This window comes from Nonlabens xiamenensis (assembly GCF_003865345.1).
GTDB lineage: Bacteria > Bacteroidota > Bacteroidia > Flavobacteriales > Flavobacteriaceae > Nonlabens > Nonlabens xiamenensis.
Map to the genome: position 1 here is coordinate 80,129 of NZ_RMVE01000006.1, position 15,142 is coordinate 95,270.

Here is a 15,142-nt window from a genome sequence, read left to right on the forward strand (position 1 = left end):
CACAAAGAGGACTATGCAACTGTCTTCACGAAACGCAGAGTTACAATCAGCATACGATGAGTATGTTAAAAACGAATCCGATCTAAAAAGATTAGAAGGATCAATGCAAGCAATCGAATACGTTGCCTATGGTAAAATGCCTGGCGATGGTAACCACGATAAGTTTGCTGCCCATCGAGTAGGACAGACATGAATATAGCAGTTATCTATAGTGATAACTCGCAAGAGTGTGAGAGAGCATGTCAACTACTTACTAGTTTGGGTGCCAAGTATAGAGTATATTATGTCAACGACGAATTTTCTTATCAACAATTTCAGATGGAGTTTGGATGTGACGCACACTTCCCTCAGATTACATTAGGTAGTAAACATCTAGGTGGTCTGAAGGATGCACTACATTATTTGAAAGAGAAAGGATATCTAAGTCGAAAACCAAAATCGACTTCTTAGTTACAGATACCCCGAAAAAAAATTCGGGGTATTTTTTTGTCTGGGGGGTCGCGTTAAGTATTAATACCTAGTAACCTCCTCCATACCCTCCACTATATCCTCCTGAGGATCCAGAAGACCCTGATGATCCTGATGAAGAAGATCCCGAAGAGCCACTGGATGAGGATGATGAGCTACTGCTAGAAGATGAAGAAGAACTGTTACTACTGCTACTGCTTGAGCTGCTACTACTGCTGCCACTGCTATAGGTGTTATTATCACTAGTGCTCGTATTACTTTCATTTGTAAACTGCCCCGCTTGATCAAATGGACTGAGTGTTGATGCAACATTTGCCCCAGACGCAGTAACACCACCAAGAGGTGAATACACTCTGGACGTAAGTTGCTGTTGTGCCAAGAATGTGATAGAAGGTGTTTTTCCGATTTCTGTTGAATATGTCCGTTTTGTAGGTTTGAAGACTTCTTCGACTGTGCGGAAAGTAGTCTTTGTTTCCTTTCCGAAGACATCTGCCTCTAATTCGTCATTTGGAAGATATGAGACCAAACTGAAGAATTCTTCTACAAAGTCATCTAGGTAATCTGGACGTAAAATGTAAATAAGACGTTTTCTCTCATTTAACCTCATTTCGTGCATATAGTAAGAAATGGGTCTTACAAGATTTGCCTTTTCTACTACTTCTCCGCCAGGAAGTGTAAACTCGAAGTTTTCGGGCACTTCCAAGTCTGCAGGTAGAAACACCCTACCATCCTTCTTAACTTCCCTAGTGACCCAGTGTCTTGTTTTACCAATATCGCTAGGAGTGCTAAAATTGTATTTTCTAATGACATACTCGGTTAGCTCGTATTCATTCATTGGCCAATCATTGTATAGATTGGTTATTTCGTTGCATAACAAGATAACCCAGTCATACTTAGTATCGTTGTAAAACTTCTGGGCAAGTTGATCTGGTCTTTCGTTGTTTCTGACATAATACTTCTCAAATCCCAATATAATGTCATCTAACTCACTACGGATCTTGATCCTGCGAAAGATATTCTTTGCATTAATATAAGGAGACGTGCTATCTGCCCGATAACCAGTTTTTCTAATATTAACGTTAGGTAGATAGGAAAAGTAAGTGCTCATGATTCTGTTGCATTTTCGTCTTCATTACCTGACCAGTCATCCCAATTCCACTCACCCTCTTCGTTATACTGATACTCAGAGTCGTAGAAGTTTTTGATTGGAAGAGCAGTCTCACTGAATGTAAGTGCTAAATTATAACTCACAGGACCATAATCATAGTCAGAGTAATTATCTGTTTCACCAAAGAATGACTTCAGACTTGCGTAGTTACCGTCAGGAGAATAGTCAATTCCCATGTCTGTCAACACAAGTTTTGTTGGGAAACGATACAAATCTTGTAATACGCCACCTTTATCGCCAGGTGTCGAAATTCTTTCTGTTGTGCCATCATCACTATATCTAACAATACCGATTTTGAAGTAATCAGGTATAGTCAACCATTTCTTCTTACTGCTGCCAGGCAACATAGCGATACGAAGAGTTTTGATGATCTCACCAATCATTTCTACGTCTTTCGCACTCTTAGGCACTAATTTGAAGTTAAAGTTATGTCTTCTATAATTCATACCCTCAAATGTAGTCTCCTCGTAGGGGTTGAAGACACGTTTTTGGGTTAATGCTGAAATACTGTTAGCAGTAAGACTACTTGATCCACCAGTCATACCAACCAGTTTATTGATGGCATCTGCACCCATCTTAAAACCAAGTTGTGCTTTTGCACCTTCTGCAGCAGTTTGGATCTTATCTTTAAATCCCTCGTCTTGGAAACCCTCTGCACCGATACCAACCATCTGACTACCAACCTGACCTAGTTTGTGGTTGGTGTAGTTAGCACTAAACTGCTCGGAAAGTTTGGGAGGAAGGTATAAATAAATAGAGTGACTTACTGTCGCTGTTGAATCTCCACCTATATTGTTGTATGGGTTACCTTCTTGACTATCAAAGATGTCAAGTTTTAGATAATCAATCACCTGTGTAGGATAGGCGTCATGATGCGATACATCTCCTCTACTCTCAGAGCGAGACGCACCATAAGGTTTTGATCTGGGGAATACTAATAGTCTATTTGCCATGGCATATTCGGGACGATACAGACCATCACAACCGAAAAAATATAAAGGTGATCCTACAAATATTATTTATAGGAGTTTGTGGGAAAGAAAGTTTATGGTCTGGTGTGATAAGAATGAAAATGTGCTCCAATGGGGTAGTGAAGAGATCGTTATACCCTATGTGTCACCTGTAGATCGTCGTGTGCACAGGTATTTTCCTGATTTCTATGTAAAAGCACGCACAAGAAACAATGTAATTAAGAAATACATCGTTGAGGTGAAACCAGAGAAACAATGTATGGTGCCAAAACGACCAAAGAGACAAACAAAGAAATATATCACTGAAGTCAAGACTTACGGTATTAATCAGGCAAAATGGAAAGCAGCGACTGAATACTGTCTTGACCGAAACATGGAATTTATGATACTCACCGAGAAACACCTTAAGGTATGAGTCTATTCAAAGACGTAAAAGATCTAGCAGCAGGGCGAAGTCAGTCAAAGGACTGGTATCGCTCACAGGTTAGATATGGTCTAGAGTCCTTAGGGCGTCCTATACAAGAAGGGGACATACTATTCTATGACTATGTAGCACAGTCAGCACGATTAGACTGGTATGACATGCACCCATTAACACTTGTAACTGACGTAGATAACTTTTTAGGACAGTTTAGTGGTGGTAATATACACTATTTACGCCCATCTGCTAGACAAATAGTAGGAAAATCGTGGGCAGGAGGTGCAACTACATATCCCTCACGTTGCTATCATAAATACTTTATGTCTAGTGCATCTAATATATACATAGTGCCCCCTACAGCATTTACAGATTATGTCCCACTCCCTCTAGAGCAGTTTCTGTTTACGAGAGCAGGAGTCAAAGTGGAAGTGCCTAGTAGCGTAATCTGGAGCCGAGTCTAATGTATCGCCAACCCAATTCTATCAATAGTATGAGAGAATTGATCGGGTCAGGTAATAAATCACCTGCACGATCTAATCTCTTCCAAGTAGCAATCGATCCACCACCTGTGATGTCATCGATTGGTGGACTGTTTCATTCAAAAGATGTAACAGGTATTGAGTTTCTGGATAAGTTGCTTGGTCTTGTAGGTATTGAAGATCAAACTACAATGAAGAGATACCGTGAGCACGTCGAAATGATGAATTTCTACGCTGACACTGTAAGTATACCTGGCAGACGTATTACTGTTGGCACAGTAAGAGACGTAGGTGCTATGAGAAGATTCGCTACTGATACTACCTTTAGTGAAATGCAAGTATCATTCTTGCTACCTAAAGACATGTATCATAGAGAGTATTTCGAGAGATGGATGAATTATACTGCATCTGACTCAGAAAACAGAGTTGGATTCTACGATCAATATACCAGTAAAGTGCGTATTATTAAGTGGGAGTTAGGATCTAATTATGTTGGAAAACGAAAGCAACGACAAGACAACGGTGAGAATGCGACTGCAAGACAAAGATTTAACGGTGTATCCGCTTGTTGGACAATGTATGGGGCATTCCCATTTGACATGTCTGCGATCACGCTAAATAATGGACCTACAGATCTAATCAAATTAGATATATCTTTCTACTATGAGAGATATCGTATGGACACACCAAACAATGCAAAAATGTTTAAAGGTGCTATTGAAGATGTCGTTATCGACATGGAAAATACACGAGTGCTAGATGCATTGAGTATAGACACAGGTCTCAACAATTTCGTTGGATTTGGTCTCTAAATAAAATTACATATTGGATATATTATGCCATTACCCAAAATTGCATTACCTGAGCATGACCTTGAAATCCCGATCACGGGTAAGAAACTTACTTACCGTCCTTTCCTTGTTAAAGAAGAGAAACTACTCTATCTCGCCATGGAATCGAAGGATGAGAAGGAGATGGTTAAGGCAGTTAAAACTATCATTAAGAACTGCACGTCTCTCTTGGACAAGCAAGTTGAAAAACTCGCGACTTTTGAAATTGAGTATGTTTTCCTCAAAATCAGATCGAAGGCGGTCGGTGAGGTCAGTGAATTCAAGGTAACAATGCCAGATGACGGTGAAACACAGGTAGATGTATCTGTGCCACTGAATGAGGTTGAATTACAAGTGCCTGATGGTCATGACCCTAAAATCATGTTTACTGATGATGTTGGAGTTATCATGAAGTATCCTTCACTTGATATCTTCGTCCAACAGAATATGACAGAAGGTGAGCAAACCATTGATGATGTCTTCCAACTTGCAGCAAGTTGTATTGGACAAGCATTTGATGGTGATGAGGTTTATGATAGTTTCACTAAGAAAGAAGCAGTTGATTTTCTAGAAAGTCTAAATTCAGACCAATTTGCGAAGATCCAAGAATTCTTTGAAACTATTCCAAAACTCAGTTATACCATGAGCGTGCGGAATCCTAAGACCAAAAAAGATAATGACATCACATTTGAGGGATTAGCGGCTTTTTTCGCATAAGTCTGTTGCATGACAGTCTTGAAAACTTATACAAGACTAACTTTGCGTTGATGCAACATCACAAATATTCTTTGACTGAGTTAGAGAATATGATCCCATGGGAGCGTGATGTCTATGTTAATTTGTTACTCGCCTTCCTCCAAGAAGAGGAAAGACGCCGTGCAGCAGAGAATAATAGGAATCGTGTTAATCTCTAATGTCAGCAATACGGTCATTCGTTACTGTTAAACCTTTCAAGTCCACGACTGCGGTCGGCACCAACATGAATGGACTTCGGAAGAGTGTGAACAGACTTGGTATGACCACTGAGGGTATTGGTAAGTCGATTGAGCAGATGTCTATCATCACTCAATTCCAGAAAGATTACCTCATGGATGAGGTGAAAGAGGAAAACAAATATAACGCAGAGCAGGATAAGAAGAAGAAACTCATAGCGTCACGCCTTAAAGTCCAGAAAAAGAGAGAGAAACAGCGTGTTAAACGTGATATGTCAGAAGACATAGCTGAGAAGGTTAACGAAGGAAAAGAGATAACAAAGCAGGAAGAGAATAAGAAGAGGGAATTAGGACCATTCATGAAAATCATGAATAGTATCGGTGGTTTCTTCAGCTCTATATTCGGTGCATTTGTCCTTTTTGGTGGTCTCTCATGGATGCAGCAGAATGGAGAGGCAATAAAGACAGTATTTAAGATAGTAGCGTCACTAGTTAAGTTTGCATATAAAATCACCCGAATGGGTGTGGGATTTATTGGTGACGGTCTTACTAGAATGTTCGGAGATTATAGTGATCTCAACGAAGGAAAGATAAATCGCACGTTTAGATTTTTCAAGGGTGCACTGCAACTACTTACAGGACTCGCTGTATTGCGAAGTGCACAATACATCATAATGCCATGGAAGTTGTTTAGTGATGTAGGTAGACTAACAAATATTTTTGGTGAAGCTAAGCAAGTAGAGCAAGGCACACAACAAGCACAAGCAAGAGTAAAGGACGGATATTACGATAAAAAGACTAATCGTTTTTATACAAAACAAGAGTATGAGACGATGCGTAAGGCAGCTCGTAAGCAGCCTGGCGGTATAAAAGCATTTAACGATAGAGTTAGACCAACGTCTAAGATCAGTGGTGCCAAGATGGGTGCTTCCAGACGTATGGGTAACGCATTCAAAGGAATCAAAGGAAGGATACCTGGCGGTGGTGCCACTATGTTGGCAGGTGCTACATCTGCAGTTGGTGGACTTGCTAGAGCGTTTGGGGGAGATAGACCAGGTGAAGCAGCAGGCACAGCAGTAGGTGCAGGTGTAGGTAAAGCAGTTGGTGGTATTGCGGGTGCAGCAGCAGGTGCAGCATTCTTACCATTCTTAGGACCTTTCGGACCTATGATCGGTGCTGCTATCGGTGACTTCTTAGGTGATTTTATTGGTAGTAAGATAGGACCTATTATTCAACCTATCTTTGAGCCTATTGCACGCACATTCAACATGATGAAAGAGGTATTCTTAGCACCTCTTATGCCATTGATTGAGCCGATGAAGGAGTTGATCGGCACATTCTTTAGGGCACTGGGGAATATTGTCGGCACTATCATGAAGGCAATTACTCCTATTATGAAGTTTGTGGGTCTCGTATTAGGTGGTGCCATTAAGACAATCTTTAAAGTATTGTCGTTTACCTTCAATTTAATTAAGAATATCGTCGCATTTACCTTAAATCCCATAGGATTTGCATGGGATGTTATAAGACGTAAGGATCCTGGCAGAGATATAGAGTTAGATCAGGTAGCAAATGCAAAAGGTGCAGACAAGAAACCAGATCTTGAGCAGTTTGATAAGGGTGGAAAGTTTACCAAACCCGAAACAATTAGTGGGGATGTAGATAAGAAAAAGGTAATAAAACCTAAGATTATAAGACAGAGACCAAATATAGAGCAACCAGCTCAGATGGCTGCAGGTGGAGTAATACAGGCAGCAGGTGGTATGGACTTTATGCCACCTAATATTGCACTGATGCTGAAAGCAACTGACATGGTTGGTATATCACTACAGAATGCTATTGTTGGTGGTATCAACATGTTTGGTGTATTCTCACCTCCTGTAAAGAGAGTATTAGGACCTGAAATGCAACAGGTCAGTCAGGCATTTGGTAGAGGTGTAGGGTCTAGTGGAGCAGCAGCAAGTGGAGTAAGAGCACTACCTACACCACAGGTAGACACCATGAGAGAGGAGAGACAAAAACCTAGAAGCTCTCTAGGCACTACCTTCTCAATGATAGCGAAGGGTAGATATAGTATGATTGGTATCCTCAAGGATGGTATTAAGAAATTAGAGGAGAGAAAAAATAGAGTAGGTGGTGGAGGTAGTCAAGAGACTGATGCATCTACAGAGATGAGAGGTGGATCTGGCACTACAGGTGGAGGTGACACTACTTCAGTCCAAAACATTCCTGGTGGATTTGATGAGAAGTTTGCAGCACTTCTAGGCAGCTATGAGGGATTGAGGACAGAGGCATATGCCGATCCAGCTCACGGTTGGAAAATTCCTACCATTGGCATTGGTGCAACATACTATCCAGCTGGATTCCGTTTAGAAGGAAAGGTCAAGAAAGGTGACACGATCACTGAAGAGGAAGCATATTGGATTAAATCAAAGCATATTATTGAGCACCGTAAACGCCTCGTTGATGAGGTTGGTGGTGTCTATAACAATGCACCTAATAGAGTAAAAGCTGCTCTTGAGTCTGTAGTCTTTAACTATGGATCTTTAAGTGGAGCTGGCATTAAAGGCACTGTGCAAGAGGCACTGAAGAGTGGTGATTACGGTCCAGTTATTGCTGCATACCGTAATAAGTTATCTCGTCATAACGGTGGCATAAATGACTGGCGTCGTAATGATGAAGCAGGCGTCATGGAATCTGGTAAAAGTAAGCGAGCTGGTATTCAGTTTGCTGCTGCGGGTGGCGAAACAAAAGTAGATCCAAAAGACCCAGAATACAAAGAGAAATTTAGTGGTGACGGAAGAAATAAGATTTTCCCTGAGCTTGCTATGGGGGGAAAAGCAATTATTGAAGGTGCCAAAAAAATAATCGGTAGTAAGAAAAATGTCAGTGACATGTGTGCTTGGACTACAAGATTAGCACTTGCAAAAGCAGGACATAGTTATGCTGAGAAGAGGACTAAAAAAGGTGACTTAGATACACCAAGAGGCACAGCATATAGTGGTAGAAACTATGCTGCTTCCTTTGGTGGCACTGACATGGGTACTGTGATAAGGAAGAGGTCTCAAATTAAAATGGGAGATGTTATATTATGGAAAGCTGATAGAGATTTAGGTGGTAGCACTAATAAAGGTGCTATCACACACGTTGGTATTGCTGCTGATGATGGATTGAAGAATCAGTATGATCACAATCCTAGAAGAGGTTGGCACTATCGTCCACACTGGGGTAGAAGTGGTGGCACTTCTTGGTTTGCAGGTATTCGTTTAGGTGGAGAGCTCGGCGAATCATTCACAGGAGACACAGGATCAGCTGTTTCTGATACAGGTGAAGATAGGTCAGGTGGTGGTGGCACAGAGACTGCATCACAGGCAAATGAGCCTGTAACCACGGCAACTATCAAAGACTTGATGACTAAGATCGCTAATATCTTCCGAAAAGTAAAACGTAAGAAAGAGCCTAAACCACAGCAGACAGTTACTGATGCAATAGACAATTATCAACGAGTAGAAAACAATAACGAAAAAGATCAAGAAGCTATGAGGGAAGGTGCACAAATAGAAGAGGAGTTAAAACAAGGTGACATGACTCCAACTGTTGTGCCATTAGCTACTCCTGTCCCAATAAATAGTGGAGGTAGTGGTGGTGGAGGATCACCACAGCAAATTATTATGCCTTTAACGCCAGGTATTCTTAGACGCTAATGGACAAACCCAAGACAGTTATTAAGAAACCTGCCCTTTATAAGATGGTATCTTTTAAGGGCGTGGATGATAATGCTAGTAAAGAAACAAAAGAGATCCAAACTGGGTTGAAAGCTAATCTTTCTGCACAGAATAGTCTTGGTGGCACACTAAACTCCATTGCACTGGCACTAGAGAAACAAACTACTACCATGAGAGATATGGTGCAATACCAAATCTCACAAAAAGGTATACAGGACAGATATAAGAAGAAAAAAGAAGCTGACGAAGCAAGAGCAGCAGCACGTCAGAAGATAGAAGATAAGAAAGAAAAACAAAGAGAGAAGAGAGACGACGCAGCACAGGTAGAGACCACATCTAGTAAAGTTATTGGTGGTCTTGTTGAAGCAACTGCTAAGACGTTTGGTGGTTTCTTTGCATTACTCGGCAGCCTTGCATCATGGATAATGGGAGGCATTGTCAAGTTTGCAATCTTTGATTGGATGGCAAAGAATCCAGATAAGGTGCAGCGTCTTGCGAAAGGTCTGTTCTCAATAGGTAAATGGGCATTTGAAATCACCAGTAAACTAATTGGTTTTGCAGGTGGTGGTCTTTTGAAGTTTCTAGAGAATCCACTATCACTACAAGGATTCTTTGGGGCATTGCAATTTGCATTAGGAGTAGCACCTATATTTGCAACATTTGCGATTCTTAAGAATCCTATGCTTGCAATCAAAGGTATCAAGGCAGTGGTTGGCATGCTGTTTGGCATGGTCACCAACTTGATGAAGGCAACTAAACTGGGAGGAAAGCTCAGGAAAGTAGGTCAGGGTGTAATTGGAAGCACGTTAGGTCGTACTGCATTGATAGGTGGTGGTGCATATGCAGCAGCACGTTTGAGTGGTGCAGATCAAGCTGAAGCAATAGGCACAGGTGTTGGTGCAGGTGCAGGATCGGCAATCGGTAGCACACTTGGAGCAGCAACTGGTATACCTGGTGCAGGCATGTTGGCAGGTGCAGCAGGTGCATTTGTTGGTGGTGCTGTAGGTGGTGGTATTGGTAAGGCAATGGAGCCTATCATTGAGCCATTCCAGAAATTCTTTGCAGCGATTGGTGGTGTATTCTCAGCAATCTTTACACCTATACAAGAGGCAGCAGGATCATTCTTCAAGGCACTTGGTGGTGCATTTAATGCGGTCTTAGACTTTATTGAGCCTTCTCTACCACTCATAAAGAAAGTCGGTGCATTCTTTGGCACAGTAGCATTCGCACCTTTGATCGGATTGATGAAGGCATTGACCTTCGTGTTAGGTTTCTTTGCAGGTGGAAAAGACAAAGATAAGAAGCAAAAACCAGAAAAACCAAAGAAAAAACCTGTTAAGACTACTGTGAAGAAGACCGTATCAGGTCGATTCAATATGGATACTGGTCAGGCATATATTAACGATAAAGAAGTTTCAACAGATGAATATGTTGCTTACTTCAACATGAGTCGAGCTGAAAAGCTTGCTAAGTATGGTGTTGAGGTAAAGGCAGCAGGTGGTGCTGTAGTAGTCCCAAATATGGATGAAGGTGGGGAAGCACCTAAGAGTAGCATGTTAGACGACATGTTTGGCATGGCAAATGTCATCCGAAATATCATGGGTAAGAAGGTGACGGCACTCGCTAAACTATTCACTATGCCAATCAAGGCGGTTGGTATTGCTATTGTGTCTGTCATTGCGAAGATAGGACAACTATTTGCTAAATTCTTGCCAGGTCCTCTGAAGTCCATGCTTGGTAACTTCTTGAGACCTCTTGCAGATGTATTTGGTATACCTATGGGTATTTTGGGCACGTCTGGTGGAGAGGATGCAGATGCAGATAATGCAGAGCAAGAGAAAGAAGGTAATGAAGTCCGAGATCTAAACAAAGCAATAGGTAAAGGAAAAGAATCTGTCCTAGGATTGATGGGTAAGTTGGTCAAGACATTGACCGATGAAGATAGTCCTTTGAATAAGGGTGGTAAGAAGCGTAATCTGTTTAACCCAATGACATGGTTTGCAGGTGGTGGTGAGTATTCACGTCTACCTCAGATGGCAGCAGGTGGATGGATCAATGGTCCTATGTCTGGTTACCCTGTATCACTAGATGGTGGTAAATCTACATCATTCATTGGTCACGGTTTGGAGTGGGTTGGATATCCTAAGAAAGCAAGTGGTGGATCAGCATTCATAGTCCCATTCAATACACCTAAAACAAAAGGTAATCCTAGTCTAACCTCTAGGAGAATGAGAGAGGCATCAGCAAAAGGTTATGCACTACCTACATTCAGTAAAGGTGGTGAGCATAAGAATATCACCAATTATAAGACACTAATAAAGGCAGGTGGTAAGGTAGAAGATACTGGTAATGTTGGTGGATTCCGTCAAGTTAAGATCATGTATCCTCCTCATAAAGTTAAGTCAGGATTCTTAGGACTAGGCACAAGAGAGAAGAGAAGAGTGTTTAACTTCGGTAGCTCAGAAGGTTTGAATATGACTACCGAAGAGTTTGTTAACTTAAAGATGGCAGATTCATGGAGTAAGGTTACACCTACTACAACTGTCAGTGGTGACGTTATCAAACCTGATAAGAGAATGAGAGGATCAGGTGCTAAAGATAGAGGTAGAGAAGGTGGAAACTTCAGTGGACAACAGCAGAAGAATATAAGAGGTGAGTATGCATTTAAGAATAGGGTCAAACCAGAAAATAAAATGGATCCTGCAGCAAGGACTGAGATGAGAGATCCTGCAGTAATGGCAGTTAAATTTACCCTAGATAAGGCAGGAAAAGTCTTTAATAAGGTTGTTGATACTGGTAAAAAATTACTTGGATTCAAAACAGAGGAAAATTCTGACAGGAGAAGAGCAAAAGAAGAAGCAAACCAAGCAATCGGTGCTGCAGTAGAAGCACAGAATGAAGCAGTAGCAAAGATGTCTCAGGGAGGGGAAGGTCAAGCATCACAACCTGAGAATACACCTGTTGTTACACCTAACTTTGAGCAATGGAATGAGGCAGATCCATACCTATTATCTAAATTTACTAGATTTAGAGAGGTGAAAGCAGACCTTGATTACACACCTAGACTTAAGTAATGGCAAATAGAAGAGCAAAAGTTGTAGAGCTGAATGAAGCATCCATTGCCTTTGGTGAAACAGGTAAGATGGTGTGGAATGAAGCGTTGTCACCTAAGACAAGACTAAAGGGTGATGATGTATATGATATTGGAGATCTTGTTGCGTCTGTAGAATACTATGAGTCTATTGATAGTCCATTCTTAAGGTGTGATATATCAATCGTTGATGCTATTGACTTATATAAAAACATTCGTGGTAAAGAGATTGTAAAGCTTAAGATTACTTCAGAGAGCTCAAAGGATGATCCTCTAGAGGTTATCTTCAGAGTATTCAAGATGGGTAGTTTCATTAAGAATGAAAGAGCAGCGATGTATATCTTGCATTGTGTGTCACATGAAACATTCTTAAACGAAGCAAACAGAGTATTTGGTGCATTCGGACCTTGTGAGAAGCATAAGGACAAGGAGAATATACCTCAGTATATTACGAAACAATTCCTAAAGGGTGGACAGAAGGTAAAGAAAGAAAATTTTGAGACACCTAGTAAAGTATGTTTCAGTTGTCCTAACTGGCGACCATATGATGTCATTACATATCTTAGTGACAAGGTATTGAGGCAGGCAGGATCAGGTCAAAGATCTAAAATGCAATCAGGTTTCTTATTCTATGAGAATAAACATGGATTCCATTTCAAATCTATTGACAAACTATGTGAAGGGTCACCTAACAAAGAAATCAATACATACACCTACATGCAGTCAGGTGTAGAGGTAGAAGATGAGAAAGAATATTTTAAGATCCAGAGTATATCATTCCCAGATAAAGTTAATCACTTAGAGAAACTAAGATCAGGATTATATAAGACATCAGTGATTGGAGTATCAGTCCCTGCTCTCAGTGTATCTGCACTACCTACAGGATCAGGGAGTGGTGAAAATAAAACAGAAGTAAGTCGTAGAAACTTTGAAGTCACATACGAGCAGGTATTTAAGAAAGCATCAACTATTGATACTGGTAGACCATTTCAACAGACAGGATTTGATTCTGATCAACAACCTGCTACTAGATTTAAGTTAAGAGTTATGCCAACTTGGATACATCAACCTGCAGGTGGTGGTGATCCAGAAGGGGGAACCAAGACATACCTTGACACGCTATCAGTTTCATCGTATGCTACTGCTAGGTATGCATTACTAAATGCTATTCAACTAACCATTGTCGTGCCAGGCAATACCGCCTTAACTATCGGAGAGATTATTAAAGTTAGCATCCCATCATCAAAAACTGATAATAAAAAGGATGTCAAACAAGATCGGATATATAGTGGCAAGTATCTGATTGCAAGTCTTAAACACGTCTACCGAAAAGAGGGTATAACCACTACTTTATATCTAACCAAAGATAGCATCCGAGAGGATAAATAGTAGTAATCACACAGGTATCACATGAAAAGTATTGAATCACACATCGAGAAGGATAAAGAAATCCTTAGCGATCCTACCACAAATCCACAAATGCGTCGGCATATTGAAGTCGAATTGCACGAGTTGGAAGACTATGTATCTCATCACAAAGAAGAGATCAAGGCAGGGGATCACCACGATCCAAACGCATTAGAGTTATTCTGTGACCAACATCCAGAAGAGCCAGAGTGTCTAATTTATGAAGATTAAATGAATAATATAGGACTTGAAATCATCTTTTGGACGTCCCTTTCTGTATACTTGCTTGCAAAGGCAGGTGTATTTAAAAAGTAATGGCACGTCGTAAAAGGACAAACAAACTTAAAAATCCTCCTTCACTGAAAAGTATCAAGTGGAAGGAAGATCTGCTTGAAAAAGGACCTAAATCTTTTATGCAAGCAATTCTCTATGAACAATTAAAGAAACAACCTTAAAGTATGTTATCAACCCAGTATCGTCTTCGACTTGAAGGAATATGCAAGTCAATCGCAGCAGGACAAGAAGTAGGTTTAGAAGATATGATATGGGCAGAAAAATTATCTAAAAGAAACACTAGTGCTAGAGGCATGTTGCAGACTGCAAGGAGGTTGGCAACGAATCCAGACGATTCTTTTCTGAATAACTTGAATATTGGAGACCCCGATTCAAGTAAACACAAAAGGGGTTTCATTAATCCAGACGATATTGCTGATTGGTTTCATCAAGATAGACCTGATGATTGGAGGCAAAGAGACTAATGGAATATCTAATATTTTTTGGAGCATTTACTTTTTGGGGAGTATGTGTAGCGAGGTATATTGATGCTAGGTAACATACTTTTTTGGGGTGCTTTTCCGTTTGTGATGGCAACTCTATACTTTGGGTCTAGAGGTGGATATTACGACACGGATAATTACAAGGGTGACGGTTGTGCCCATGATGTAAAACGTTAAGTATTTGTTATAAATAGAGTTAGCAAACTCTGACAAATATGACACATGCGACTAAAAGAAATAAAAAAGGCAGCAAAAAAAATTATTAAAGACCCAGATCATTGGTCTAAAGCAGAAATATTATACGCTAGATTAATGAAAGAGCAAGCACAAAAGGGGCTTGACAAGAAACACAATAACAAATAGAATTAGCTTGTAGCGTTTCAGACGATGAGTAGCTTTGAAGAGGCTCTGTGTGGACATTACTCAAATAAATCTCAAGCATATTCAGATCCACAGAAGTGGCCACTCATACATATTGAGTGGACTGAGATAAAAGAGGGCAAGATACTAGAATGTAGATCTTGGTATGAGTATGAGGGACGTGATAAACCCTATAAACATTTTAGAGCAAAGTATAAACGTATCCATGATGATATCATTGAGTGTGATACGTTAGACCTTAAAAGAAACAAGAAAGGATGCGGTTTTGTTTTCGTCAGAATGGACGATGGGACATGGTGGGGAGAAACCAACGGTCCTTGTATTGTCAATGATATTAACATCACTGCACTCGCAAGATTTAATGGCACCGACTACTGGTCATTCGATAATGGTCGTAGACTAAGGTCAGGTGCATTTGTGTGGGGAAAAGAAGAGAAGGATGGAGAATTCCACTTCTTAAAGCTTCCTAAATAAATTATATCCATACCCTATT

At 40.6% G+C, this 15,142-nt stretch carries 15 protein-coding genes; 13 read left to right on the plus strand and 2 right to left on the minus strand.

The genetic code is table 11. The features are described from left to right. Positions 1–13: 13 nt before the first annotated feature. Together EGM47_RS14990 and EGM47_RS14995 are read left to right on the plus strand one after the other, a co-directional pair. The gene (locus EGM47_RS14990; protein ID WP_124981646.1) at positions 14–193 is read left to right on the plus strand and encodes a hypothetical protein; all 180 of its coding nucleotides are present in this window, start codon (positions 14–16) and stop codon (positions 191–193) included. Continuing rightward, positions 190–450, plus strand: coding sequence for a glutaredoxin domain-containing protein (locus tag EGM47_RS14995; protein ID WP_124981647.1), 261 nt, complete (start codon positions 190–192; stop codon positions 448–450). The genes EGM47_RS14990 and EGM47_RS14995 overlap by 4 nt, the downstream gene beginning before the upstream one ends. 67 nt (positions 451–517) lie before the next feature. Here EGM47_RS14995 and EGM47_RS15000 read toward each other — a convergent pair whose 3' ends face one another. Next, positions 518–1,576: a baseplate wedge protein 53 gene (locus EGM47_RS15000; protein WP_124981648.1), complete on the minus strand. Its 1,059-nt coding sequence runs from the start codon at positions 1,574–1,576 to the stop codon at positions 518–520. Continuing rightward, positions 1,573–2,589 carry a baseplate tail-tube junction protein gene (locus EGM47_RS15005; protein WP_124981649.1) on the minus strand — a complete coding sequence of 339 codons (1,017 nt, stop codon included), beginning with the start codon at positions 2,587–2,589 and terminating at the stop codon, positions 1,573–1,575. The genes EGM47_RS15000 and EGM47_RS15005 overlap by 4 nt, the downstream gene beginning before the upstream one ends. Here EGM47_RS15005 and EGM47_RS15010 point away from each other — a divergent pair. From EGM47_RS15010 to EGM47_RS15060, 11 genes are all read left to right on the plus strand, one after another. Next, on the plus strand, positions 2,588–3,022 hold the full coding sequence (locus EGM47_RS15010) for a TnsA endonuclease N-terminal domain-containing protein (protein ID WP_124981650.1): 435 nt from the start codon (positions 2,588–2,590) through the stop codon (positions 3,020–3,022). The genes EGM47_RS15005 and EGM47_RS15010 overlap by 2 nt on opposite strands. After that, the gene (locus EGM47_RS15015) at positions 3,019–3,489 is read left to right on the plus strand and encodes a hypothetical protein (RefSeq protein WP_124981651.1); all 471 of its coding nucleotides are present in this window, start codon (positions 3,019–3,021) and stop codon (positions 3,487–3,489) included. The genes EGM47_RS15010 and EGM47_RS15015 overlap by 4 nt, the downstream gene beginning before the upstream one ends. 29 nt (positions 3,490–3,518) lie before the next feature. Beyond that, positions 3,519–4,319 (plus strand): hypothetical protein, encoded by an 801-nt coding sequence (locus tag EGM47_RS15020; protein WP_124981652.1) that lies wholly within the window; start codon positions 3,519–3,521, stop codon positions 4,317–4,319. Between the two features lie 24 nt (positions 4,320–4,343). Then, complete coding sequence (locus tag EGM47_RS15025; RefSeq protein ID WP_124981653.1) at positions 4,344–5,054, plus strand: T4 family baseplate hub assembly chaperone; 711 nt, start codon at positions 4,344–4,346, stop codon at positions 5,052–5,054. Between the two features lie 196 nt (positions 5,055–5,250). Then, a complete protein-coding gene (locus tag EGM47_RS15035) occupies positions 5,251–8,973 on the plus strand; it encodes a glycoside hydrolase family protein (RefSeq protein WP_124981654.1) in 3,723 nt (1,240 codons plus the stop codon). Between the two features lie 44 nt (positions 8,974–9,017). Beyond that, positions 9,018–12,068, plus strand: coding sequence for a hypothetical protein (locus tag EGM47_RS15040; protein WP_124981655.1), 3,051 nt, complete (start codon positions 9,018–9,020; stop codon positions 12,066–12,068). After that, positions 12,068–13,474: a glycosyltransferase family protein gene (locus EGM47_RS15045; RefSeq protein ID WP_124981656.1), complete on the plus strand. Its 1,407-nt coding sequence runs from the start codon at positions 12,068–12,070 to the stop codon at positions 13,472–13,474. Before EGM47_RS15040 ends, EGM47_RS15045 begins: the two co-directional genes overlap by 1 nt. 21 nt (positions 13,475–13,495) lie before the next feature. Continuing rightward, the gene (locus tag EGM47_RS15050; RefSeq protein WP_124981657.1) at positions 13,496–13,723 is read left to right on the plus strand and encodes a CP12 domain-containing protein; all 228 of its coding nucleotides are present in this window, start codon (positions 13,496–13,498) and stop codon (positions 13,721–13,723) included. Positions 13,724–13,950: 227 nt separating this feature from the next. Next, positions 13,951–14,250 (plus strand): hypothetical protein, encoded by a 300-nt coding sequence (locus EGM47_RS15055; RefSeq protein ID WP_124981658.1) that lies wholly within the window; start codon positions 13,951–13,953, stop codon positions 14,248–14,250. Positions 14,251–14,490: 240 nt separating this feature from the next. Further along, a complete protein-coding gene (locus EGM47_RS16405) occupies positions 14,491–14,631 on the plus strand; it encodes a hypothetical protein (RefSeq protein WP_164510919.1) in 141 nt (46 codons plus the stop codon). A gap of 24 nt (positions 14,632–14,655) precedes the next feature. Continuing rightward, positions 14,656–15,123 (plus strand): hypothetical protein, encoded by a 468-nt coding sequence (locus EGM47_RS15060; RefSeq protein WP_124981659.1) that lies wholly within the window; start codon positions 14,656–14,658, stop codon positions 15,121–15,123. Positions 15,124–15,142 lie beyond the last annotated feature (19 nt).

Coding starts and splice junctions, on each gene's coding strand:
- EGM47_RS14990 (WP_124981646.1), top strand. CDS start 14: ATGCAACTGTCTTCACGAAACGCAGAGTTACAATCAGCATACGATGAG.
- EGM47_RS14995 (WP_124981647.1), top strand. CDS start 190: ATGAATATAGCAGTTATCTATAGTGATAACTCGCAAGAGTGTGAGAGA.
- EGM47_RS15000 (WP_124981648.1), bottom strand. CDS start 1,576: ATGAGCACTTACTTTTCCTATCTACCTAACGTTAATATTAGAAAAACT.
- EGM47_RS15010 (WP_124981650.1), top strand. CDS start 2,588: ATGGCATATTCGGGACGATACAGACCATCACAACCGAAAAAATATAAA.
- EGM47_RS15005 (WP_124981649.1), bottom strand. CDS start 2,589: ATGGCAAATAGACTATTAGTATTCCCCAGATCAAAACCTTATGGTGCG.
- EGM47_RS15015 (WP_124981651.1), top strand. CDS start 3,019: ATGAGTCTATTCAAAGACGTAAAAGATCTAGCAGCAGGGCGAAGTCAG.
- EGM47_RS15020 (WP_124981652.1), top strand. CDS start 3,519: ATGAGAGAATTGATCGGGTCAGGTAATAAATCACCTGCACGATCTAAT.
- EGM47_RS15025 (WP_124981653.1), top strand. CDS start 4,344: ATGCCATTACCCAAAATTGCATTACCTGAGCATGACCTTGAAATCCCG.
- EGM47_RS15035 (WP_124981654.1), top strand. CDS start 5,251: ATGTCAGCAATACGGTCATTCGTTACTGTTAAACCTTTCAAGTCCACG.
- EGM47_RS15040 (WP_124981655.1), top strand. CDS start 9,018: ATGGTATCTTTTAAGGGCGTGGATGATAATGCTAGTAAAGAAACAAAA.
- EGM47_RS15045 (WP_124981656.1), top strand. CDS start 12,068: ATGGCAAATAGAAGAGCAAAAGTTGTAGAGCTGAATGAAGCATCCATT.
- EGM47_RS15050 (WP_124981657.1), top strand. CDS start 13,496: ATGAAAAGTATTGAATCACACATCGAGAAGGATAAAGAAATCCTTAGC.
- EGM47_RS15055 (WP_124981658.1), top strand. CDS start 13,951: ATGTTATCAACCCAGTATCGTCTTCGACTTGAAGGAATATGCAAGTCA.
- EGM47_RS16405 (WP_164510919.1), top strand. CDS start 14,491: ATGCGACTAAAAGAAATAAAAAAGGCAGCAAAAAAAATTATTAAAGAC.
- EGM47_RS15060 (WP_124981659.1), top strand. CDS start 14,656: ATGAGTAGCTTTGAAGAGGCTCTGTGTGGACATTACTCAAATAAATCT.